This is a genomic window from Oribacterium parvum ACB1 (assembly GCF_000238055.2).
GTDB lineage: Bacteria > Bacillota > Clostridia > Lachnospirales > Lachnospiraceae > Oribacterium > Oribacterium parvum.
This window is the reverse complement of the sequence record NZ_KE148312.1, coordinates 1,755,071-1,776,289: the sequence shown is the minus strand read 5'-3', so window position 1 is coordinate 1,776,289 and position 21,219 is coordinate 1,755,071. Positions and strand designations below refer to the sequence as shown.

At 43.3% G+C, this 21,219-nt stretch carries 13 protein-coding genes and 1 tRNA gene; all 14 read right to left on the bottom strand.

Annotated features, from left to right (window positions below):
* Nucleotides 1-10: 10 nt before the first annotated feature.
* Complete coding sequence (locus HMPREF9625_RS07900; RefSeq protein WP_009534168.1) at nucleotides 11-1,495, bottom strand: UDP-N-acetylmuramoyl-L-alanyl-D-glutamate--2,6-diaminopimelate ligase; 1,485 nt, start codon at nucleotides 1,493-1,495, stop codon at nucleotides 11-13.
* Between the two features lie 82 nt (nucleotides 1,496-1,577).
* The gene (locus tag HMPREF9625_RS07895) at nucleotides 1,578-3,242 is read right to left on the bottom strand and encodes a formate--tetrahydrofolate ligase (protein ID WP_009534167.1); all 1,665 of its coding nucleotides are present in this window, start codon (nucleotides 3,240-3,242) and stop codon (nucleotides 1,578-1,580) included.
* A 4-nt stretch (nucleotides 3,243-3,246) separates the two neighbouring features.
* Complete coding sequence (locus HMPREF9625_RS07890) at nucleotides 3,247-5,757, bottom strand: FtsK/SpoIIIE family DNA translocase (protein ID WP_009534166.1); 2,511 nt, start codon at nucleotides 5,755-5,757, stop codon at nucleotides 3,247-3,249.
* Between the two features lie 83 nt (nucleotides 5,758-5,840).
* The gene (locus HMPREF9625_RS07885) at nucleotides 5,841-7,190 is read right to left on the bottom strand and encodes a MarR family transcriptional regulator (protein ID WP_009534165.1); all 1,350 of its coding nucleotides are present in this window, start codon (nucleotides 7,188-7,190) and stop codon (nucleotides 5,841-5,843) included.
* Between the two features lie 132 nt (nucleotides 7,191-7,322).
* Complete coding sequence (locus HMPREF9625_RS07880; RefSeq protein WP_009534164.1) at nucleotides 7,323-9,152, bottom strand: ABC-F family ATP-binding cassette domain-containing protein; 1,830 nt, start codon at nucleotides 9,150-9,152, stop codon at nucleotides 7,323-7,325.
* Between the two features lie 113 nt (nucleotides 9,153-9,265).
* Nucleotides 9,266-10,867 (bottom strand): MATE family efflux transporter, encoded by a 1,602-nt coding sequence (locus HMPREF9625_RS07875; RefSeq protein ID WP_009534163.1) that lies wholly within the window; start codon nucleotides 10,865-10,867, stop codon nucleotides 9,266-9,268.
* A 74-nt stretch (nucleotides 10,868-10,941) separates the two neighbouring features.
* Nucleotides 10,942-11,012, bottom strand: a tRNA-Trp gene (locus HMPREF9625_RS07870).
* Between the two features lie 30 nt (nucleotides 11,013-11,042).
* Nucleotides 11,043-12,416, bottom strand: a complete 1,374-nt coding sequence (gene radA / locus HMPREF9625_RS07865) for a DNA repair protein RadA (RefSeq protein WP_009534162.1) — start codon at nucleotides 12,414-12,416, stop codon at nucleotides 11,043-11,045.
* A gap of 24 nt (nucleotides 12,417-12,440) precedes the next feature.
* The gene (locus tag HMPREF9625_RS07860) at nucleotides 12,441-14,897 is read right to left on the bottom strand and encodes an ATP-dependent Clp protease ATP-binding subunit (RefSeq protein WP_009534161.1); all 2,457 of its coding nucleotides are present in this window, start codon (nucleotides 14,895-14,897) and stop codon (nucleotides 12,441-12,443) included.
* A 123-nt stretch (nucleotides 14,898-15,020) separates the two neighbouring features.
* Nucleotides 15,021-16,226 (bottom strand): cohesin domain-containing protein, encoded by a 1,206-nt coding sequence (locus tag HMPREF9625_RS07855; protein WP_009534160.1) that lies wholly within the window; start codon nucleotides 16,224-16,226, stop codon nucleotides 15,021-15,023.
* Between the two features lie 20 nt (nucleotides 16,227-16,246).
* Nucleotides 16,247-18,004 (bottom strand): cadherin-like beta sandwich domain-containing protein, encoded by a 1,758-nt coding sequence (locus tag HMPREF9625_RS07850; protein WP_009534159.1) that lies wholly within the window; start codon nucleotides 18,002-18,004, stop codon nucleotides 16,247-16,249.
* Between the two features lie 254 nt (nucleotides 18,005-18,258).
* Nucleotides 18,259-19,656 (bottom strand): oxaloacetate decarboxylase subunit alpha, encoded by a 1,398-nt coding sequence (locus tag HMPREF9625_RS07845; RefSeq protein WP_009534158.1) that lies wholly within the window; start codon nucleotides 19,654-19,656, stop codon nucleotides 18,259-18,261.
* 13 nt (nucleotides 19,657-19,669) lie between these two features.
* On the bottom strand, nucleotides 19,670-20,818 hold the full coding sequence (locus HMPREF9625_RS07840; RefSeq protein WP_009534157.1) for a sodium ion-translocating decarboxylase subunit beta: 1,149 nt from the start codon (nucleotides 20,816-20,818) through the stop codon (nucleotides 19,670-19,672).
* A 19-nt stretch (nucleotides 20,819-20,837) separates the two neighbouring features.
* Complete coding sequence (locus tag HMPREF9625_RS07835; protein WP_009534156.1) at nucleotides 20,838-21,215, bottom strand: biotin/lipoyl-containing protein; 378 nt, start codon at nucleotides 21,213-21,215, stop codon at nucleotides 20,838-20,840.
* Between the last annotated feature and the right edge of the window lie 4 nt (nucleotides 21,216-21,219).

Here is a 21,219-nt window from a genome sequence, read left to right as displayed (position 1 = left end):
AGAATAAAGATCAATCCAGTTTTGCCGCTTCCTCCAGGATAACTTCCCGGTCCACAAAACGGGTAAACTCACCATTTACCTCATTGTATTCCTCATGACCTTTTCCGATTACGGCGATCAGGTCTCCTCGCTTAGCATGCTTTAAAGCATAGAAAATCGCCTCTCTTCTATCCGGAATAGCAATGTACTTGTCCGTCTTCTTTGTAAGTGTGGTTTCGATGTCGTGGATGATATCCTCCGTTTTTTCATAACGGGAATTATCTGCCGTGAGTATCGTAAAATCTGCCATTTCTCCCGCCACTTCTCCCATTCCGTAACGTCTTTCCTTAGAGCGGTTTCCTCCACAACCGAAAACCACGATGAGTCTTTTTGGATGGTAGGCTTTAAGTGTTTGCAAGAGATTTTTCATTCCCATAGCATTGTGCGCATAATCTACAATAACGGTATATCCGTTTCTTTGCAGAGTGACTTCCATTCTTCCGTTTACCTGAATCTTAGATAAAGCTGACTTTACCTTATCCATCGGAATCTTTAATAAAGATGCTATAGAAATGGCTGCCAAGGCATTATAAACATTGTACTCTCCCGGAAGGTGGTTAAAGATACTCTCTACCTCCTCGCCATGCACAAAATCGAAGCGAGTTCCGATAAAATCATCCTGCCGAAGATTTTCTATATTTTTAGCCTGAAAATCCGCTTTTTTTTCTATTGCAAAGCCATGGCAGGGACAGGCGGCATTTTTCCAAAATTCATCTGCGAAATCGGCATCCATATTGATGAGTCCCTGCTTGGACTGCTTAAAAATCATGGACTTATAATACTTGTATTCTTGAAAATCCTTATGCTCATTTTCCCCGATATGGTCTTCCTCAATATTCGTGAAAATACCATAATCAAACAGGATTTCATCGGTTCTATGCATCTTAAAGCCCTGTGAAGAGGCTTCCATAACTACCGCATCACATCCGGCTTCTTTCATTTTCCGGAAAGTTTCTTGCAGAGTATACGATTCAGGTGTAGTATTTCGACTCTCTTCATGAATGCCGGCATAATCAATTCCCGTAGTCCCAATAAGACCTGTACGATATCCGGCCTCTTCCAAAATGCTTCGCACCATACTGGCGGTCGTTGTCTTTCCCTTTGTTCCCGTGATGCCGATCATCAGCATTTCTTTAGCGGGATAATGAAAGTAGCAGGCAGAAAGCCGAGCCAGAGCTGCACGGGCATTTTCCACCTTAATAACGGAAAGTCCCTCTGTCTTCCCAAGTTCCACAGGAAGATCTTCTAATTCTTTTTCTACAACAAACAGTCTGACTCCCTTTTCTAAAAGCTCCGGAATCTTATCATGAGAATCCAACTTGCTTCCCTTCATGCAAAGAAATAAATCTCCTGCTTCCGCTTTTCGAGAGTCATAAGAGATTCTCTTTAGCTCTTCTTTCTCCGGCTCTCCCAAAAGGACCTTGTATTCCTTTAATGCTTCTACCCACTCTTTCATCTCATCCTCATCTTTTTCTTATCTTTGACTCTGTTTTTCCTTTTTTACATAAGAGAATGGCCCCTTAAGGGGCCATTCCATATTAAAACAGTCCTACAGTTTTACCATCTACAACATCTATCTTCTCAGCAGCAGGAACCTTCGGTAATCCCGGCATGGTCATTACATCTCCGGTTAAGCATACCACGAATCCCGCTCCGGCTGAAACATAAACTTCTCTTACCGTAATGGTAAAGCCTTCCGGTCTTCCAAGAAGAGTAGGATCATCCGACAAGCTGTACTGGGTCTTTGCCATACATACCGGATAATGTCCGAAGCCCAAATCTTCCAGATTCTTCAGTTCCTTCGATGCCTTTGCTGCAAACTGTACATCCTTCGCTCCGTAGATTTCCTTGGCTATCTTTTCTACTTTTTCTTTCAGGGATAAGTTTAAATCCTGAATCGGATGGAAATTCGCAGGCTTTTCCAGTTTTGCAAGGACTGCCTTCGCAAGGGCTTCTCCGCCGGCTCCGCCCTTTGCATATACTTCAGATAAGGCAAATCCGACACCCTTTTTCTCGCAGAAATCAGCAATCCACTGTAATTCTTTTTCGCTGTCTGTCGGGAAGCGGTTGATTGCTACCACAAGGGGAAGTCCAAACTTCTGTACATTTTCAATATGCTTCTCCAAGTTCACAATTCCCTTTTCAAGAGCAGCAATATTTTCTTCTACTAAATCCGTCTTAGCAACGCCGCCGTTATACTTTAAAGCACGTACCGTTGCTACAATCACGGTGCAATCCGGATGTAAGTTACCGAGCTGACACTTGATATCCAAGAATTTCTCCGCTCCGAGGTCTGCTCCGAAGCCGGCTTCCGTTACTGCAATATCTCCAATCTTCAAGGCATACTTTGTAGCCATAAGAGAGTTGCAACCATGCGCGATATTGGCAAAGGGTCCGCCATGTACAATCGCCATATTGCCTTCCAGAGTCTGCACAATATTGGGTTTAATTGCATCCTTAAGAAGTACAGCCATAGAACCTACAGCGCCCAGATCCTTGGCTCTAACCGGCTCTCCTTTACGGTTATATGCCACGATAATCTTGGAGAGACGTTCCTTTAAGTCCTCAAGGCCACTACTAAGGCAAAGAATAGCCATAATTTCCGAAGCTACGGTAATGATGAAATGGTCTTCTCTTACCACTCCGTCTCCGGGGCCGCCCAGACCTACAATCACATTTCGAAGACACCTGTCATTCATATCCAGACATCTCTTCCACTGAATACGTTTCATGTCAATATCCAGCGAGTTGCCCTGTTTGATATGGTTATCCAAAAGAGCGGCAAGAAGGTTATTTGCCGCAGTAATGGCATGGAAATCACCGGTAAAATGAAGATTCAAATCTTCCATGGGAACGACCTGAGCATATCCGCCGCCTGCTGCACCGCCCTTTACTCCGAAGCATGGTCCAAGGCTCGGCTCTCTGAGGGCTACTACAGTATTCTTTCCCAACCGATTCAAGGCATCACTTAGTCCAACTGAAGTCGTGGTCTTACCTTCTCCCATAGGAGTGGGATTGATTGCAGTTACCAGAACCAGTTTACCGTCCTTCTTGTCTTTCCTCTTTTCAAAAACGGAGGGAGAGAGTTTTGCCTTGTACTGTCCGTAAAGCTCCAGGTCATCTTCGGAAATCCCGTACTTTTCAGCGATGTTGACAATTTTTTCCAGTTTTTTCTCCTGCGCAATTTCCAGATCTGATTTCATTCTTTCACTTCCTTTCTTGTGCTAAAAAATCGTTAAGTTCTTCTATACTCATTAAGACCCGTCTTGCTTTTGTGCCTTCCTCCTCTCCTACGACATGGGCATCTGCAAGCTGATCCATGATTCGCGCTGCACGATTAAAACCAATTCTGAATTTTCTTTGTAAATAGCCGATACTGGCCTTCTCTGTTTCTATGACCGTCTCTGCCGCCTCATAAAAGAGCTCGTCCCGATCTCCTCCGACAGAAGACACGGACTCTTCTCCGCTTCCCTGCTCTATACTGCTTGTAATGGAATCATTATACTCCACTTCTCCCTGACTCTTCAGGAAATCCGTAACCCTTCCGACCTCCTCATCCGAAACAAAAGCTCCCTGCACACGAATCGGCTTAGGCAGGTTTTGCGGGAAGAAAAGCATATCTCCCTTCCCAAGAAGCTTTTCCGCTCCGTTCATATCGATAATGGTGCGGGAATCCACACCGCTGCTTACTGCAAATGCAATTCTTGAGGGTACATTTGCCTTAATCAATCCGGTAATAACATTGACTGAAGGGCGCTGTGTCGCAATGATTAAATGCATACCGCAGGCTCTTGCCAGCTGTGTCAGGCGGACAATCGCATCTTCCACCTCCTGCGCGGAAACCATCATAAGATCCGCTAACTCGTCAATGATAATGATAATCTGCGGGAGAACTTCCAAACCTTCTTCCTCCCTATCCGCTACGGACATCTTTTTCACCTTATCATTATAGCCGCTTAAGTCCCGAACGGAAAGCCTTGCAAAGCTTTTATAGCGATTTGTCATCTCTGCCACTGCCCAATTGAGTGCAGATGCCGCTTTTTTCGGATCCGTTACTACAGGAATGAGAAGATGCGGTATTCCATTATAGACTTGCAACTCTACAACTTTCGGATCCACCATAATCATACGGACCTCTTCGGGACTGTATTTGTATAGGATAGACATAATCAGAGTATTGATGGAAACGGACTTTCCGGCTCCCGTTGCTCCCGCGACCAAAAGATGCGGCATCTTAGCAATATCGGTCACCACCACTTTTCCTGCAATATCTTTCCCTACTCCAAATGCAAGCTTCATTTTATTATCCTGAAACTCCGGTGAAGATAAAATATCCCCAAGATACACAACCTGACTATTCTTATTGGGGACCTCAATCCCTACCGCAGACTTTCCGGGGATAGGAGCTTCTATACGAATATCCGCCGCCGCAAGACGCATCTTAATATCATTACTGAGAGATACGATTTTAGCCAGCTTTACTCCTTGTTCCGGCTGTAACTCATAACGTGTTACGGCAGGACCGACAGAGACGTTACTTATACTCACCGTGATGCCGAAGCTTTTTAAAGTTTCCTGCAAGGTACGCGCATTCTTCTCAATTTCATTTCGCTCGTTTGCTCCTTTATCCTTTGCTCTTTTCAGTAGAGACAGGGGAGGGAAATGATAAGGAGCCGTTTCCTTAACGATACTAAGTTCCTCTTCTTTCTTCTCCGCAATCCTCTTGTGAAGCTTTTCTCTATCGGATTCTATTCTTCCTCCGGAAGCTGTCTCCACTACCCTGGTAGAACTGTCCCTACTCAAAAGCCTCTCCTTGAGATCCCATTCTTCATCCAAATTCTCTATCTGAACGGAAGCAGGATCTATCTCTTTTCTATAAGCATCAGCCGTATTCGGAATGAAATCATTTTCCTCATAGACTATGTCACCGGCTTCACTTCCTTCCGGGAAGGATAAAGTTTTTCCTTCTTCCGTATGATCTTCAAAATGAAAACCATGTTCCTCTGACTCCTTAAAATCCTCCAGATGAAAGTCTGTAGCGGAAAAATCCACTCCGCTTGCAAGCTGATTTTCTTTTCTTTCTCTTCTTTCTTTTAAGACTTCCCGTGCCGTTGTGGAAATTCGCTGAATATCCTCCTTTGCTCTTCTTCCCGCCTTTTCAGCCGTATGTACGGAATAGGATGCAAAAAGGCTCATAATCGGCTTCTCCGTAATAAAAACCACAGAGAGAACAATCAAAAAGAAAAGAACAAATAAGGCCCCCAGTTTTCCAAGTAAAAGGGAAAGAAAAAACAAAACGGCATTTCCTATAGCACCGCCTCCCGCAATAAGAGCTGACCAATCCATAGGAATTTCCTTTCCCCAAAAAACGGTAGAAAAAAAACTCTCTGTAAGAAGGTAGCAAGCAATCATTGCCACAATCCTCCGCGATGCATTGTCCTTATCTTGACTGCTCATATAAAAAAACAAAATAAAGAGCAAGAGAAAAGGAAACAAAAAACTGAAGCTTCCAAATAAAACAAACTGTATCTGCTGCAGTATTTCCCCTACAAATCCGCAAAATCCTAAATTACTAAAAAAAAGCAAAAAGGAAAAAAGGCAGATAAAAATCAATGCTACCTCTTTCCTTATCTTGGAATCCATCATTCGGTTTTCTGTATTTTGTTGTGTCTTAGCGCGTTTTCTCACACTTTGTTTTCTACTTCTTCTTGTTGCCATACGCTCCTACTCATTCTTTGTACTTTGATGTTATTATACAACAACACGGCAAAAAATAGAAGGATTGCATCCTGAAAACAGCACTAAGAAATTTCAATATTTTTCGGCAAAAATGTCTCTTCAAAACTTTCCTTCACGAAATGAAAATGTAAAGCAGGACGCCCATGACGAAGCTTTTTCTTTTCTTCCGATGAATCCCCCTCTTCTTTTCCCGGTCGGATGAGATTCAACGCAAGAAGCTTTGCCAAAATCCTGCTCGCAGATCGGGAGGTAATCCCCAAAAGCTCTGCAACCGTCTGAGCATTTAGGGCCTTTTCCGGGGCCAGCTCATATAGACTGATTAATTTCAGAATGTTGTTCTCATGGATTCCCTGCGTCTTGGCAAAGTCGATGGCTTTTTCATTATTATAGTTTTTTACCAGCTTCACGTTCTGAGAGAGCGGTCCGACAAGCTTTCCTTCTTCTTCCATATAGAAGGCGTCGTTTCTGCCATAACGATTGCTTTCCATAAGAGCATGCTCTGCATAATAACGACTCCGTTCGTCAGAACTGCTTAAGCCGATTCCCAAGCGAAAGGGAAACCCCAGGTTCTTCTTACACTGCATTAAAATCTCTTCTAAAAGAGGAAAAATTTCTGTATCCGGAGAGATTGCAGCACGAATGGCAAACTGATTAAAACCCTTTTCAATGGAAAAACGATAGTACCTTTCCTTGCGATACGTTGTAAGAAAATGATACACTTCCGCCTCTCTATACTCCTGTTCTTCCTTTTCCACCTCTTCCGTAAAAGGCAATCGGAGTAATACGGAAAGACGCTTTTCCTCCGTGATGGAACTTAAGCGAAGCTCATCCAGTGCGTGCTGAATAGAGGCACGAATCATATCCTCATCCGGAAAAACTGCCACATAAGGTATCTGTAAGTCATCCAATGCTTTCAAATTGTTTATGCTTCTGGAAAGAATCATATCAATCTTTCCCTTATCCCAAAGTTTCTTCGCATACTCCGTTATATGCTTATAGTCATATCGCTTTTCCGTATAAAAATAGGGTCGTTCTGATTCAGAAAGATACTTTCCGACTTCCATATAGCGATTGGTTTCCGTCAGGAAGTCGCAAAATACCCTGTTTAAAGGAATGTTTTTATGATTCATTTGAAAATGAAGGAGAATAGAAAGAACGTCAATGGGTTCATACGCCGTAAAGGCACAGGGAATACGAATATCCGGGAACTTCTTCAGAATATAGTGATAACCCAATTCTCCCGAAAAGAAAATAACATCGCACTTTCTCCGACAATCTTCATAGATTCCGTCAATGTCACTGAGTTCTTTATAAATATAGGGATAAAATCGGCATTCAAAACTATTATCCTGTATAACCTTTTCAATCGGCTCAAGGGATTTCTCAGGACGCACAATGGCAACTGAATACATAAAACATTCCTCTCCTTCATCCAGTCTTCTCTATCTGAAATTGTTATCACAACTTTAAGACAAAGTCAATTGTGTCTTTTATGTCTGAACTTTAATCTTTTAGTCTCGGCTTTATTTTTTTATGCCTCTGCTCTATTCTCTTTTTTCTCCGGCCTCTATCCTCTCCTGAAGTGCAGACAAATATTCCCAGCGTTCCCATTTTTCACTTAACTTTCTTTCCACTTCTTCTTTTTTCAGTTGAAGCTCCTGCAGAAATACAAAGTCATGCGCATTCTCCACACCACTCTTATCCAGCTCATTGAGCTCTTCCTCAAGTTTTGCAATGTCTTCCTCTATACTCTCGTAATCCTTCCTCTCCTGATAAGACATCTTCAGCGCCCTTTCTCCACGCCATGATTTTTCCTTTTTCTCAGTTCCTTCTGTTTCTGCCGCTTTTTTTTCCGCTACCGGATTATTGTTTGCACTCCTCTCTCGAAATAATTCCACCTGATAGTCGGTATATCCTCCTTCAAATTGGCGAATCTGCCCATTTTCCTGAAAAACAAAGAGCCGGTTAACCGTTCTGTCTAAAAAATAGCGATCATGGCTTATAGTTAAAACGATTCCGGAAAAATGATCTAAAAAGTCCTCCAAAACCATGAGACTTGCAATATCCAAATCATTGGTCGGCTCATCTAAAAAGAGTACATTGGGTGCCGACATGAGAATACGCAAAAGATAGAGTCTTCTCTTCTCCCCTCCGGAAAGCTTGGCAATAGGTGCAAACTGCATTTCCGGAGTAAAGAGGAAACGCTCCGCCATTTGCTCCGCGGAGATAAGCCCTTCCGTAGTGGGCAGATAATCCGCAATATCTTTAATACTGTCTATTACCCGCTCTTCCTCTTTCAATTCTTCATTTTCCTGCCGAAAATAGGCAATCTTTACCGTCTGTCCTATTTCCACCTTTCCGGAATCTACGGGAACCTCTCCCAGTATCGATTTCATAAGACTCGACTTCCCCGCTCCGTTTTTTCCGATAATCCCGATGCGGTCATTTCGCAAAAAATGATAGCTGAAGTGAGAAAACAGCTCTTTATCTCCATACTTTTTACTTAAATCATCAATAAAAATCGTTGACTTCCCCAGTCTTGTATAAATTGAAGAAAGCTTCAACTCCTCTTCTTCACTGGGGCCATGCATTTGAGAAAGTTTTTCATAACGTTCCAATCTGGCCTTCTGCTTTGTACTTCTTGCTTTTGCTCCTCTCCGAACCCATTCCAGCTCTTTTCTAAGAAGATTCTGTCTTGCTTTCTCCTTTGCAACAGCTATGGACATATGGTTCGCTTTCTCCTCCAGGTAGCGATCGTATTTACAATCATAGGAAATAAACCGATTTTCATCCAATTCCACTATCCGGTTGCAAACAGAATCTAAAAAATAGCGATCATGACTTACCAAAAGAATACTTCCTTTGAATTGCATCAGCTTATTCTCCAGCCACTCCGCAATTTCTTCATCAATGTGATTGGTCGGCTCATCTAAAAGGAGCAAATCCGGCTCCGTATTTAAAACAGCAAGTAATGCCAGCTGTTTTCTCTGCCCTCCCGATAGAATCTTGCAGGGCGAATAATAGTCCATAAGACCGATTTCCTGCATGATTTTCTTCCCAAAGGCCTCACCTTCCGCATCATCCATACGGATTTGAAAATGTTCCTTCAGTACATCTATAATTTTTTCTTCGTCCGGAAACTTTGTTTCCTGTCGAAGGTAAGAAATCTTTAAATTCCTTTTTTTCACTACCGTACCGCTATCCAACTGCTCTTCTCCTGCAATAATGCGAAGAAGAGTAGACTTACCGCCTCCGTTTTTTCCGATAAGAGCAACCTTTTCTCCCTCTTGCAGGTAGAAACTTGCATCGGAAAAGAGAACTTTATTCTGATAGCTTTTACTGCCATTCTCTACATTGACAATACTTAGAGCCATATTTTCTCCTTGCAAACGACTACATTAACCACTTTTTTTCTTAATTCTTAATAAAAAATTCTCAAAACGGTGATTCCCACAAAACACAGATCAGCTCCTTACATCAATCTCATTTAAATAATCGGCGTTCTCCCTTTCAGTTTTTTTAAGCACTGGTAAAAAGCAGGAATCAAAAAAGAATCAGCAAAAAGCCATGCCAAAGGCGAGGCAAAGCAAGCAGCAACATATCCAAAAATCGGGATAAAGACAAAAGCAACCAAAGATCTTGCAATCATCTCGCTCACTCCTGCCAGCATGGCAAAGCCTGAAAATCCCATACCTTGTATGGAAAAACGCCAAACGTTGACAATGGTAAGCGGAATATAAAAAAGAGAATTATAGATTAAAAACTGCCTTGTCATGGTAAGCACTTCTGTCTCTTTGGCGTCAATAAAAATCTTCGGAATTTCTCCACCCGCAAAAATAAGAATCACACAAATCAAGATAGCATAAAAAGCACCTAATTTTGTGGCTTCCCAAACCCCTTTTTTAATCCGATGATATTCTCCCGCACCTGCATTTTGACCTGCATAGGTCGCCATCGTTGCTCCCAACGCATCAAAAACACAACAACAGAATCCGCTGATTCTCTGCCCTGCAGCAATAGCAGCCATAGGGGATGCACCTAAGCCGTTAACCGCTGTCTGTAAAACAACGGAGCCGATTGCAGTAATGCTGTACTGTAGTCCCATTGGAATCCCCATAAATAAAAGCCTTTTATAATAATGTCGCTCCCAACGCAAATCCCCCTTTTTCAAATGTAAAATAGGAAACTTTTTCTGCATAAAAACTAAGCAGAGAAGACCGGAAAGAAGCTGAGAGATAACAGTTGCATAAGCCGGTCCATCCACTCCGAAGCCCAAGAAATAAATACTAACAAAATCCAGAATAATATTTAAAACTGCAGCAAAAACCAAAAATAACACCGGCGTTTTGGAGTCGCCCAGAGAACGAATAATGGAACTTGTCATATTGTATAAAAAGGTCGTGGGAATTCCCAAGAAAATAATAAAAATATAGTCATAGGCGTAGGAAAAAGTTTCTTCAGGTGTATTCATCCCTCGCAAAATAGCATTGGTTAAGAATCCTATAATCACCGTCATTATACCGGCAATAATTAGATTGAGCCAAAGAATATTTCCTACATATTTTCTTAACTTATCTTCCTGCTTTGCACCGAACTTCTGTGCAACCGGGATTGCAAACCCCGCACAACAACCAATTACAAAACCATTAATCATAAAACTGATAGCTCCGGTTGAACCCACACCGGCAAGCGCATTCAGTCCCAAAAGCTTTCCCACAATAATAGTATCCACCATACTGTAAAACTGCTGAAACAGCGTTCCCAGTAACATCGGTAATGCAAATCGTAAAATCAGCTTCATGGGATCTCCCTTTGAAAGATCCAACATGACAGTCTTCGTTTTATCTTCTTTTGCTTCTACTTTCACTTTTGTTTTTACATCTTTTTTTATTATTTGTTTTACTACTTGTTCTACTTCTTGTTCTACTTTTTCTTTTACTTCTTTTTCTACTTTTTGCTCTACCTCTTTTTCTACTTTTTGCTCTACTTCTTGTTCTACTTTTTGTTCTGCTTCTTTTTCTACTTTTTCTTTTACTTCTTGTTCTATAACTTTTACTGCTTTAATCTTCTCTTCCCTTACCTCTTTCATCGCCCCTCCTTCATAAAATTAAAAACCCCAGGTTTTAAGCCAATCGTGACTCAATTCCCGAGGTTCTCTGATAGCAGGGGATGAGGGATTCGAACCCCCATCGGCGGTTTTGGAGACCGTTGCTCTACCCTTGAACTAATCCCCTTTGCTGAAAAAACAACGTTATAATTTTACTCTAGTTTTTAAAGATTGTCAACGCTTCTCTTATGTTTTTTACAGGAATCAATTCAATATCTTTACTGATATAGACATCCTTTTGAAAATGGTATGCAGGCAGAACAATCCGACGAAAGCCAAGTCTCTTCGCTTCTTCTATTCTTTGCTTGCTTTGGCTGACAGCCCTAACCTCCCCGGATAATCCCACCTCTCCGAAAACCATGATATCCTCTTTGAGCGGAATATTACGGTAACTGGACAGAAGTGCCAGAATAACCGCCAGATCTACAGAGGGCTCGGAAATACGCATGCCACCTGTAATGTTAATATATGCATCAAATTTGGAGCACTCTATCCCCAAACGTCTTTCCATAATAGCAAGCAGCATATTCAGTCGATTATAGTCCATTCCGTTTGCGGTACGTCTCGGGATACCGAAACTCGTCGGAACCAATAGACCCTGTATTTCCATAAGAAGCGGCCTTGTTCCTTCTATACCGGAGGAAACTACAGAACCGGAAGACTCTACAGCCCTTCCGGAAAGGAGAAATTCGGAAGGATTTTTCACCTCCTCCAGTCCGTTTGCCTCCATAGTAAAAACAGCAATTTCATTGGTGGATCCGAAACGATTTTTCTGTCCGTAAAGGATTCTAAGCTGTGTATTCTTCTCTCCTTCAAAGTAAAGAACCACATCTACCATATGTTCCAAAATCTTCGGTCCTGCCACATTTCCATCCTTTGTAACATGACCCACAATGCCGATAGCAATTCCCTTTTCTTTAGCAATACGTAAAAGTGCAGCAGTACATTCCCTTACTTGGCTGACAGAACCGGGAGACGCAGCTATTTCCTCCAAGTACATGGTCTGAATCGAGTCAATAACCATAAAGTCAGCCTGTATTTCCTCTACCGCTTCTGCAATATTCTTTAAATTGGTTTCAGAAAGAAAATAAACCTCACCCTCCGCTTTTTGCATCCTTTCCGCTCTTAATTTAATCTGTTTCAGAGACTCCTCTCCGGATACATAAAGCACTTTTTTCCCTATTTTTCCAAGATACAGACTCATCGAAAGAAAAATAGTGGATTTTCCAATACCGGGATCCCCTCCCAAGAGAATAAGGGAGCCGGTTACAATACCGCCTCCCAAAACCCTATCTAGTTCACTATAGCCCGATGAAAGTCGGTCTTCTTCTCTCAAGACAATATCCTTCAGCTGCTTTACTTCTGCTCTCTGGGTGCTTCCAATTCTGGAAAATGCCTTGCTTTTCTCCGGACTTTCTTTCGGGGCCTCCACCATAGTATTCCAACTTTTACAGGAAGGGCACTGTCCAAACCATTTGATGGTTTCATACCCGCACTCTTTACAAAAAAAACGACTTAGACTTTTTGCCATGCTTCCTTCCTTTTCCTATTTTTCTTACACTTTTTCTTTTCTAACAGCGGTTCTTAAACTCTCTCCGTTTTTATCTACACGCAGGTTCACCCTTTCTCCTGCCTGCACATCTCCATCCAAAATAGCTTCTGATAGCAGATTCTCTACCTCTGTCTGAATGGTTCTCTTCAAAGGACGAGCACCGAATTTCGGATCATAACCCTTCTCTATCAGAAAAGTCTTAGCCTTCTTATCGAGGTTAATGCCAAGGTTCATCTCCCCCTTAGCTCTCTTATATAGGTTCTTCAAAAGAATATCCAAAATCTTGGACATATCTTCCTTACTAATTGGACGGAAGACAATGATTTCATCAATACGATTCAAAAATTCCGGTTTAAACAAGCGTTTCAGCTCCTCTAAAACCTTATTTTTCATGTAATTATAATCTCCGTCGCCCTGTCCTGCCGGAGAATCAAAGCCCAATTTCTTGGGACTCATGATTTGTTCCGCACCGACATTGGAGGTCATAATGATAATCGTATTTTTAAAGGAAACCTTCCTTCCCTGCGAATCGGTAATATGTCCATCATCCAAAACCTGTAAAAGAATATTCAAAACATCCGGATGCGCCTTTTCTATCTCATCAAAAAGAATAACGGAGTATGGGTTTCTTCTAACCTTCTCGGAGAGCTGTCCCCCTTCATCATAACCGACATAGCCTGGAGGAGAACCAATCATTTTGGAAACGCTATATTTCTCCATATATTCGGACATATCTACACGAATAAGATTCTGTTCCGAACCGAAAACCACTTCAGCAAGTGCTTTGGAAAGTTCCGTTTTTCCTACACCGGTAGGCCCGAGGAACATAAAAGAGCCGATAGGACGCTTTGGATCCTTTAAACCTACTCTTCCTCTCTTAATCGCCTGCGATACGGCATGAACCGCCTCATTCTGCCCTATTACTCGAGTATGAAGAAGGTCCTCCAGCTTACGAAGCTTTACACTCTCCGATTCGCTCAGTTTTTTAGCCGGAATTTTAGTCCATTCCGAAACCACATTGGCAATATCCGACTCCGTCACATGAAGCTTATTCTCTTCCGTGTCTTTCTTCCAAAGCTCCAGATCGTGATCCAGCTTTTTCTTCTTTTGCTCCTGTTTCTTCTTAATCTGAGAAGCTGCCTCAAAATCCTCCTTCCGGATACACTCTTCTTTCTCTATCTCCAGCTCCATAAGCTGTTCTCGAAGACGTTTAATATTTCTAGGCTCTCCACTGTTCAAAATACGAAGCTTGGAAGCGGCTTCATCAATAAGGTCAATAGCCTTATCCGGTAAATAACGGTCATTAATATAGCGGGAACTGAATTTTACGGCAGCTAATATAGCACCATCATCAATGCTTACCTTATGATGTTCCTCATACTTTTCCTTAATTCCCCGAAGAATCGCAATGCTTTCCTCTTCACTTGGCTCTTCTACCGTAATCGGCTGGAATCGTCTTTCCAAGGCAGCATCCTTTTCAATATGCTTTCTGTATTCTTCTAAAGTTGTAGCGCCGATAATTTGCAGCTCTCCCCTTGCCAAAGCCGGCTTTAAAATATTTGCCGCATCCAAGGCGCCTTCCGCTCCCCCCGCTCCGATTAGGGTATGAATTTCATCAATAAAGAGGAGAACCTCACCATCATTTCTCGCCTCGGAAATAACACGCTTAATTCTCTCTTCAAACTCTCCCCTATACTTAGATCCGGCAACCATCGCGGAAAGATCCAATGTAAGAAGTCTTTTCTTGGCAATAATTTCAGGCACATCGGAAGAAGCAATCCTGTTTGCCAATCCTTCCACAACTGCCGTTTTTCCGACTCCGGGTTCTCCGACCAGGCAAGGATTGTTCTTGGTTCTTCTGGAGAGAATCTGTATCATCCTCATAATCTCCGCTTCTCTTCCGACCACGGGATCCAGCTTTCCCTCTCTTGCCAAAGAAGTCAGATCTCTGGAATATTGATCCAAAGTCGGCGTCTGAGAATTTCTTCCTGCACCATCCTTTTGGGATTTATTTTCCACAAATTGATCTCTTCCCATAGCGGAATTCAGCTGAGAATATATTTTCTGTGCAGATGCTCCCAAGGTGGAAATAATCCTGGAAGCCACGCAGTTTCCGTCCTTTAACATTGCAAGAAGTAAATGTTCTGTTCCTACCAAATGAGAGCCGCTTTCTTTGGCCTCCTGCATTGCCTGTTCCAACAGTCGCTTTGCGGAAGGTGTGTATCCGCTTGGGTCGGCAATGGAAAGTTTACCATCCGTACTGATAAACTTGGCAATCATTTCTATAATTTTATCTTCCGTAACATTGTTTGCCTTTAAAACCTTTCCGGCAACCGCTGTCCCTTCCCGAACCAGCCCCAAAAGGATATGTTCCGTCCCGATGTACTGGTGGTGACATTCCTCAGCAACCTCAATTGCCAGCTGTAACGCTCTTTGGGCCTGTATAGTAAACTGATTCATCTTTTCACCCTATTCCTTTATACTTATATACGCAGAAAACCGTGACCCTTTATTCTTCTCAATAAAGACCTTCACAGTTTTATACGCCACCTTCATTACAGGCGGATTCCCTATTACAACTCTTTACAAATCTTCAATCTCTAATTCTGTATCTTCTGATTCCTCTTCCTTTTTCTTTGTCTCTTCTCTTCGCTCTACGGAAATGGCTCTGGTTGCACCTAAATCTTCGTCCTCCAAATCATCTTCTATAAGCGATTCCCGTACAGAAGTAATCATCTTTGTCTGATCCAGCTTCTCCTCATCCTTATCAAACGATTTCAAAGAAATACCCTCTACATTTGGACGTAGCTCTTTTTTATCGATTCCTATGTTATCCTTCTGAAATGCGATAATTCTCTTCAGTCTGTTTCTTTCCTGCCATAAGAAAGCGGCAAGTACAACCGAAAGTAAAGCCAAAAATCCGAAAACACAGGAAAGAATAAACTGCGTATTAAACTTTCCCACCAGACTGTCGTATCGATTCAGAAGCTCGGGATAGCTTTCTGCGTTTTTCTTCTGCTCTTCCTCCAGAGGATCCTGAAAATATCTTTGAATGGTCTTCTCTTTTAAGTCGTAACGATAAAAGTTCAAGTCTCCGGCATCATTCATACCATAGATAATGATGTACTGGTGGTCAGACTCCGCCTTCCACACCCATCCCTTTACCTGGTGTCCGTCAACATCAATGGTACTCTCCAAAAATCCTGCCGGAACCTGTACGTCTGAACCGGGATTCATGATGGTAATGCTCTTATCCTTAGCGGTAAGCTTTACTCCTTCATTTACTGTTTCTTCTTTTTCTTCCTTGCTTTCCTCCGTCTCGGACGATGCACTCTCGGATGCGGATTCTGCCGGCTCCGCTTCACCGCCTGTTGCAGTTACGGTAGAAGCACCGACATGGGTGAGATTTAACAAAGACTCGTCCTGCGTGTAAACCTCCTGCTTTTCCACGTTAATTGTAGAGGTCCCGGCACTCAATACTTTGAACTCCAAAATATATGCCAAGGTATTGCTTTCGCTTTGGTCTCCGCTTCCATGAACCCGAAGCGTTCCCGCTCCTCCATCCGTATCCGTACCGGATACAAACTGCAGGGCGTTGCCGTCGTAGCGCAAGCTTATATCTGCACGAGAAAGGGGAGTATCACTTTTTACTTTTAAATTCAAAGTAATGTTCTCTCCTACGTTCCCTGACGGATCGGAAAAGCTGAGCTGACCGTCTGCAGCAAAACAGGTGAAGGAAAATAGTATGCCCAGCATTAAGCTTATCAAGATTGTTTTCATTTTCATCATAGCTTCTCACTTCCCTTCCTTTATGACAAAGGAGCCTTTCCTACCTCGATAATTTCCACTCCGCTTTCGTTTCCGCCACTTCCGGAGCTAGTCTGATTTGCTGTAGCACCGCCATAGTTAAGCTTAATCGTATAGTTTTTCTCGCTTCCGTTCTCCGCTTTTACGGTAATAACAACGCTATCTCTTCCTTCTACGCTCTGATTTCCATTTCCCTTAATCTGCGCCTTAGCATCTACCGCAGTTGCTGCAATATCTAAAGACTTCGTTCCATTGGACAGACTGATACTGTAGTTTTCATTTTCTCCACTAAAAGAGGGACTTAAATTGTATCCCGATATCGATAAGGAGGTAAGTCTGTTGTTGGGACTTCCCGTTCCGGTCGGAATAGCCGCTCTTTCAGCAGGCATATTTTCATAGATTGGAATGTTAAAAACAAGTGCTTTTTGTCTCATCTCGGCAGTATAAGCCTTAGCAAGCTTTGCCCCTTCCTCTGCCGCTCCTTGCACATTGGTCATATATTGGTGCTTATACAGATTGGCTCCTTGTACATTCCACTTCTTTAAGTACAAGGTATTCTGTCCCGCATTCAGATAGTTTTCTGCAAAAAACTGCGCCCCTCCAAGGATAGATTTTTCATGAGAATTCCACGGTCTTCCATAGGAACCGCTCTGCCCCGCGTACCATAAGCCTCTTTCTACAGCCCCCATACCGTTTGCCGCGTAGGCTCCTACATTAAAATAGTTGTAGAAACCGGATGCACCGGAAACGGAACCGCTGGTCCCCTTTCCCTGTTCCTGTAAAATCATAGCTGCAAGGACATAGGGATTTTGCTTTGTAGTTTCCGCCGCTTTCATGAGAATTCCTGTATAGTCGATACCGGAACGCTTTACTGTGTCACCTCCGGTATTTCCACCGGAACCGCTTCCGCCGGACACAAACTCTCCCGGCCCCGCAGCTGAAACAATGACATTGTCTCCGGAAACGAAGGAAGAAGTATCATCAGTAGGAGCGGCAGCCGTACTTTCCTGTTGAGAAGCAGTACTTTCTTCCACAGTTGAAGCAGTCGCACTTTCCATAAATGTGCCCTTTAACACGGAAGAAAGACCTTCTGCGGTCTGTTCCTCCGGATTATAATTATGTAACAAAAACTGGAAGATATAGGACTCATCCATAAAATTTCTCGGATCAAGATAATAAGCAGTTAAAGCTCTGGAAGCTGCCACCCATTTGGCCCCGTCAAATCCCGGCCATGTTCCGCTGTTCCAGTCATATTTACCTGCATCGGTTGATTTCCAAGAGGAAATGGCATTTTTATCCACAAGGCTGCTGGTACCTTCCATCTCTCCATTCAACACCGCATCCCAATTCAGATTGGTCTTCATCCCCTGAAAACGCCAGCTCGGAAATTCCGCATGAAGATTACGAAGTCCTTCCTTGTAGGACTCCGGAAAGCCTTGTTGATTCAATTCATTTTCAAAAGCTTCGTCTCTCTGATATTGCACCGGGAACTTCACAAAATCGGAACGGATATATCCTTGGCCTCCGGCATACTTAACCGGATACCAAGTCGAACCGTCACTTCCCTGCACCGGGTCATTTACGGTAATGGAAGCATTCGAAAAAAGATTGGTGACTTTATTGCTCTTCACAGTGGCCTCCGCACGAATATTCACCAAACTTCCTTTTACCAAGGCCGCCCTTTCTCCTGCCAATGCCGGCATAGACGCCATAGCAAAAGACAATGTTAAAGCAAGGGCTGTACAAACTTTCTTATGCATATCTTCTCCTCATTCTAGGGGCTTTATTCTCTTTTTAAGATTTCTACTCTATTCTTCGACATTTTCCTGTTTCAGTTTAATTTTTTTGCTATATCCCGTCAATGCATATACAAAGAATTCAGATAAAAGTAATGATTTAAACCATGACCTTGAGTAAAGAAGGATAAATGCCAAGTTCGCGGAGATCGAAACAGGTTTTATCCCCCATTCCAATCCCCGCGAAGATTCAATATGCTGTCTTTTTTTATTAAAGCCTAGACCGGATAAGCCTTATTGGCTTTGTCCGCACTGCTTAGTGCTACACCACTCTTTTGTGCATCTCTGTATTCAAAGAAGTCCTTTGCAACCTGCGGAAAAAGTGCATAAGACAATACGTCCTCGGGCTGTCTCGTCCATTCCTTAGCTTCTTCCTCAAACTTCTTAAGCTGCGGTGCAATATGATCTGCGGGACGGTCTGTCATCTGTTTCTCGCCCTTTAAGATCTTCTCTACCACTTCCGGATTCATCGGCTTTACCGTTTTTCCGAATTCCCCGGCTACAAGCTTATAAGACTCCTTCGGCACCATCTTATAACGTTCTCCGGCAATAACGTTCATTACCGCCTGTGTTCCCACGATCTGAGAAGACGGCGTAACGAGGGGCGGCTCTCCGAAGTCCTTTCTCACTCTTGGCACTTCCTCCAGCACTTCCTGCAGTTTATCATCTTTTCCGGCCTGGTGAAGCTGAGAAATGAGGTTTGAAAGCATTCCTCCGGGAACCTGATACTTCAGTGCCTTAACATCCACACCGAGAACCTTTGTGGAAAGGAGTCCTGACTTAATACACTCTTCTCTGTACGGCTGGAAATAATTAGAAATTGCAATCAACTTATCGAGATCCAAACCGGTATCATATTCCGTCCCCTGTAAAGCGGCAACCATAACGTCCGTAGACGGCTGAGAGGTTCCCATCGCAAACGGAGTAGACGCGGTATCAATAATATCCGCACCCGCCTCAATTGCCTTTAAATAGGTCATGGAAGCCATACCGGTAGTATAGTGCGTATGCATCTCAATCGGAAGCTTTGTTCCCTTCTTTAAGGCTTCAACAAGCTCTGTCGCCTGCTTCGGAAGAAGTAAACCCGCCATATCCTTAATGCAAAGAGAGTCGGCACCGAGGCTTTCTACCTCTCTTGCAAGATTCTCCCAATATTCCAGAGTATAGGCATCTCCCAAAGTATAGCAAAGCGCAATCTGCGCGTGTCCCCCCTCTTTATTACAAGCCTTTACCGCAGTTTCAAGATTACGAATATCGTTTAAGCAGTCGAAGATACGAATAATATCTATTCCGTTTGCAATGGACTTCTCTACGAAATACTCCACAACATCATCCGCATAGTGATTGTATCCTAGAATATTCTGTCCTCTGAACAGCATCTGCAGCTTTGTATTCTTAAAATGTCTCTTTAACATCCGAAGACGCTCCCAAGGATCCTCCTTTAAGAAACGGAGACAAGCGTCAAAGGTTGCTCCACCCCAGCACTCGACAGCGTGATAACCGACTTCATCCATCTGATCTAAAATCGGCTCCATCAGCTCGCTGGGCATTCTGGTGGCAATTAAGGACTGGTGCGCATCTCGAAGCACCGTTTCCGTGATTTTAACTTTAGCCATAAACTCCCCTTTCTTATTTTACCCCAAAAACAGCCATAAAGACACCCGCTGCAACAGCAGTACCGATTACACCGGCTACATTCGGCCCCATAGCGTGCATAAGCAGGAAATTGGTCGGGTCGGACTCAGATCCCACCTTCTGTGAAACCCTGGCTGCCATAGGAACTGCGGAAACACCTGCAGAACCGATAAGGGGATTAATCTTCTTTCCGGATAAATAATACATTACTTTACCTAGTAATACGCCGGCTGCCGTGCCGAAGGCAAAGGCAATCAGTCCCAAAAATACGATTTTCAAAGTATCCAAGTTTAGGAAGGCCTCCGCAGAGGTTGTTGCCCCTACAGAAGTTCCCAGTAAAATAACGACAATATACATCATGGCATTTGCTGCAGTATCTGTCAGCTGTCTTACTACACCGGATTCCTTAAAGAGATTTCCAAGCATCAGCATTCCGACAAGCGGTGCCGTGGTTGGCAGTAAGAGGCAAACCACAATCGTTACCACAATAGGGAAGAGTATCTTCTCCAGTTTGGAAACCGGACGAAGCTGTTCCATCTTGCACATTCTCTCTTCTTTGCTTGTAAGGGCTCTCATAATCGGCGGCTGGATAATCGGCACCAATGACATATAACTGTATGCCGCAACCGCAATCGGACCAAGAAGCGCCGTCTGTCCGAGCTTGTTGCAAAGGAAAATGGAAGTCGGGCCGTCCGCACCTCCGATAATGGAGATTGCAGCGGCAGCGGCACCGTTAAAGCCCATAAAAATGGCAAAGAAGTATGCCGCATAAATACCGAATTGAGCAGCTGCACCAAGAAGAAAGCTAATCGGATTCGCAATAAGAGGCGAGAAATCCGTCTGTGCTCCTACTCCAAGGAAAATCAGGGACGGTAAAATCGTCCATTCATCCAAACGGAAGAAATACCAAAGCAGCCCTCCCGTACCGTTTATTGATTTTTCCGGGCTCAACATGATGTCCGGATAAATATTAACCAACAACATTCCAAACGCAATGGGAACCATGAGAAGAGGCTCAAAGCCCTTGGCGATACCCAGGTAAAGAAAAATCAAAGCAACCAGAATCATAAGATAATTCCCGTAGCTCAAACTGAAGAATGCTGTTTGTTCTAGTAGATTTAAAAATGTCTCTACTATATTCATAAATTCATCCTCCTAAGTTCTAGCCCTCCAGGCTTACCAGTACCGCTCCGGACTCCACACTGTCTCCCACGTTAACATGAATTGCTACTACCTTTCCATCCTTCGGAGCAACAATGTCATTTTCCATTTTCATGGCTTCTAAAACCAGAACCGGTGTACCGCTCTTCACACTGTCTCCCACATTTACTTTAACAGCAAGAACCTTACCGGGCATCGGTGCAGTCACGGAAATATTTCCCTGTGCCGAAGCCTTTTGCACAGGAGCTGCCGCAGGAATAGGTGCTGCAGGCTTTGCCGCGGGAGTCGCCGCAGGAGCTGATGCACTTCCCACATTTCCTTTTTCATCCACAGTCACATCATAAGAAACACCATTCACCGTAATTGTATATGCTTTCATTTTT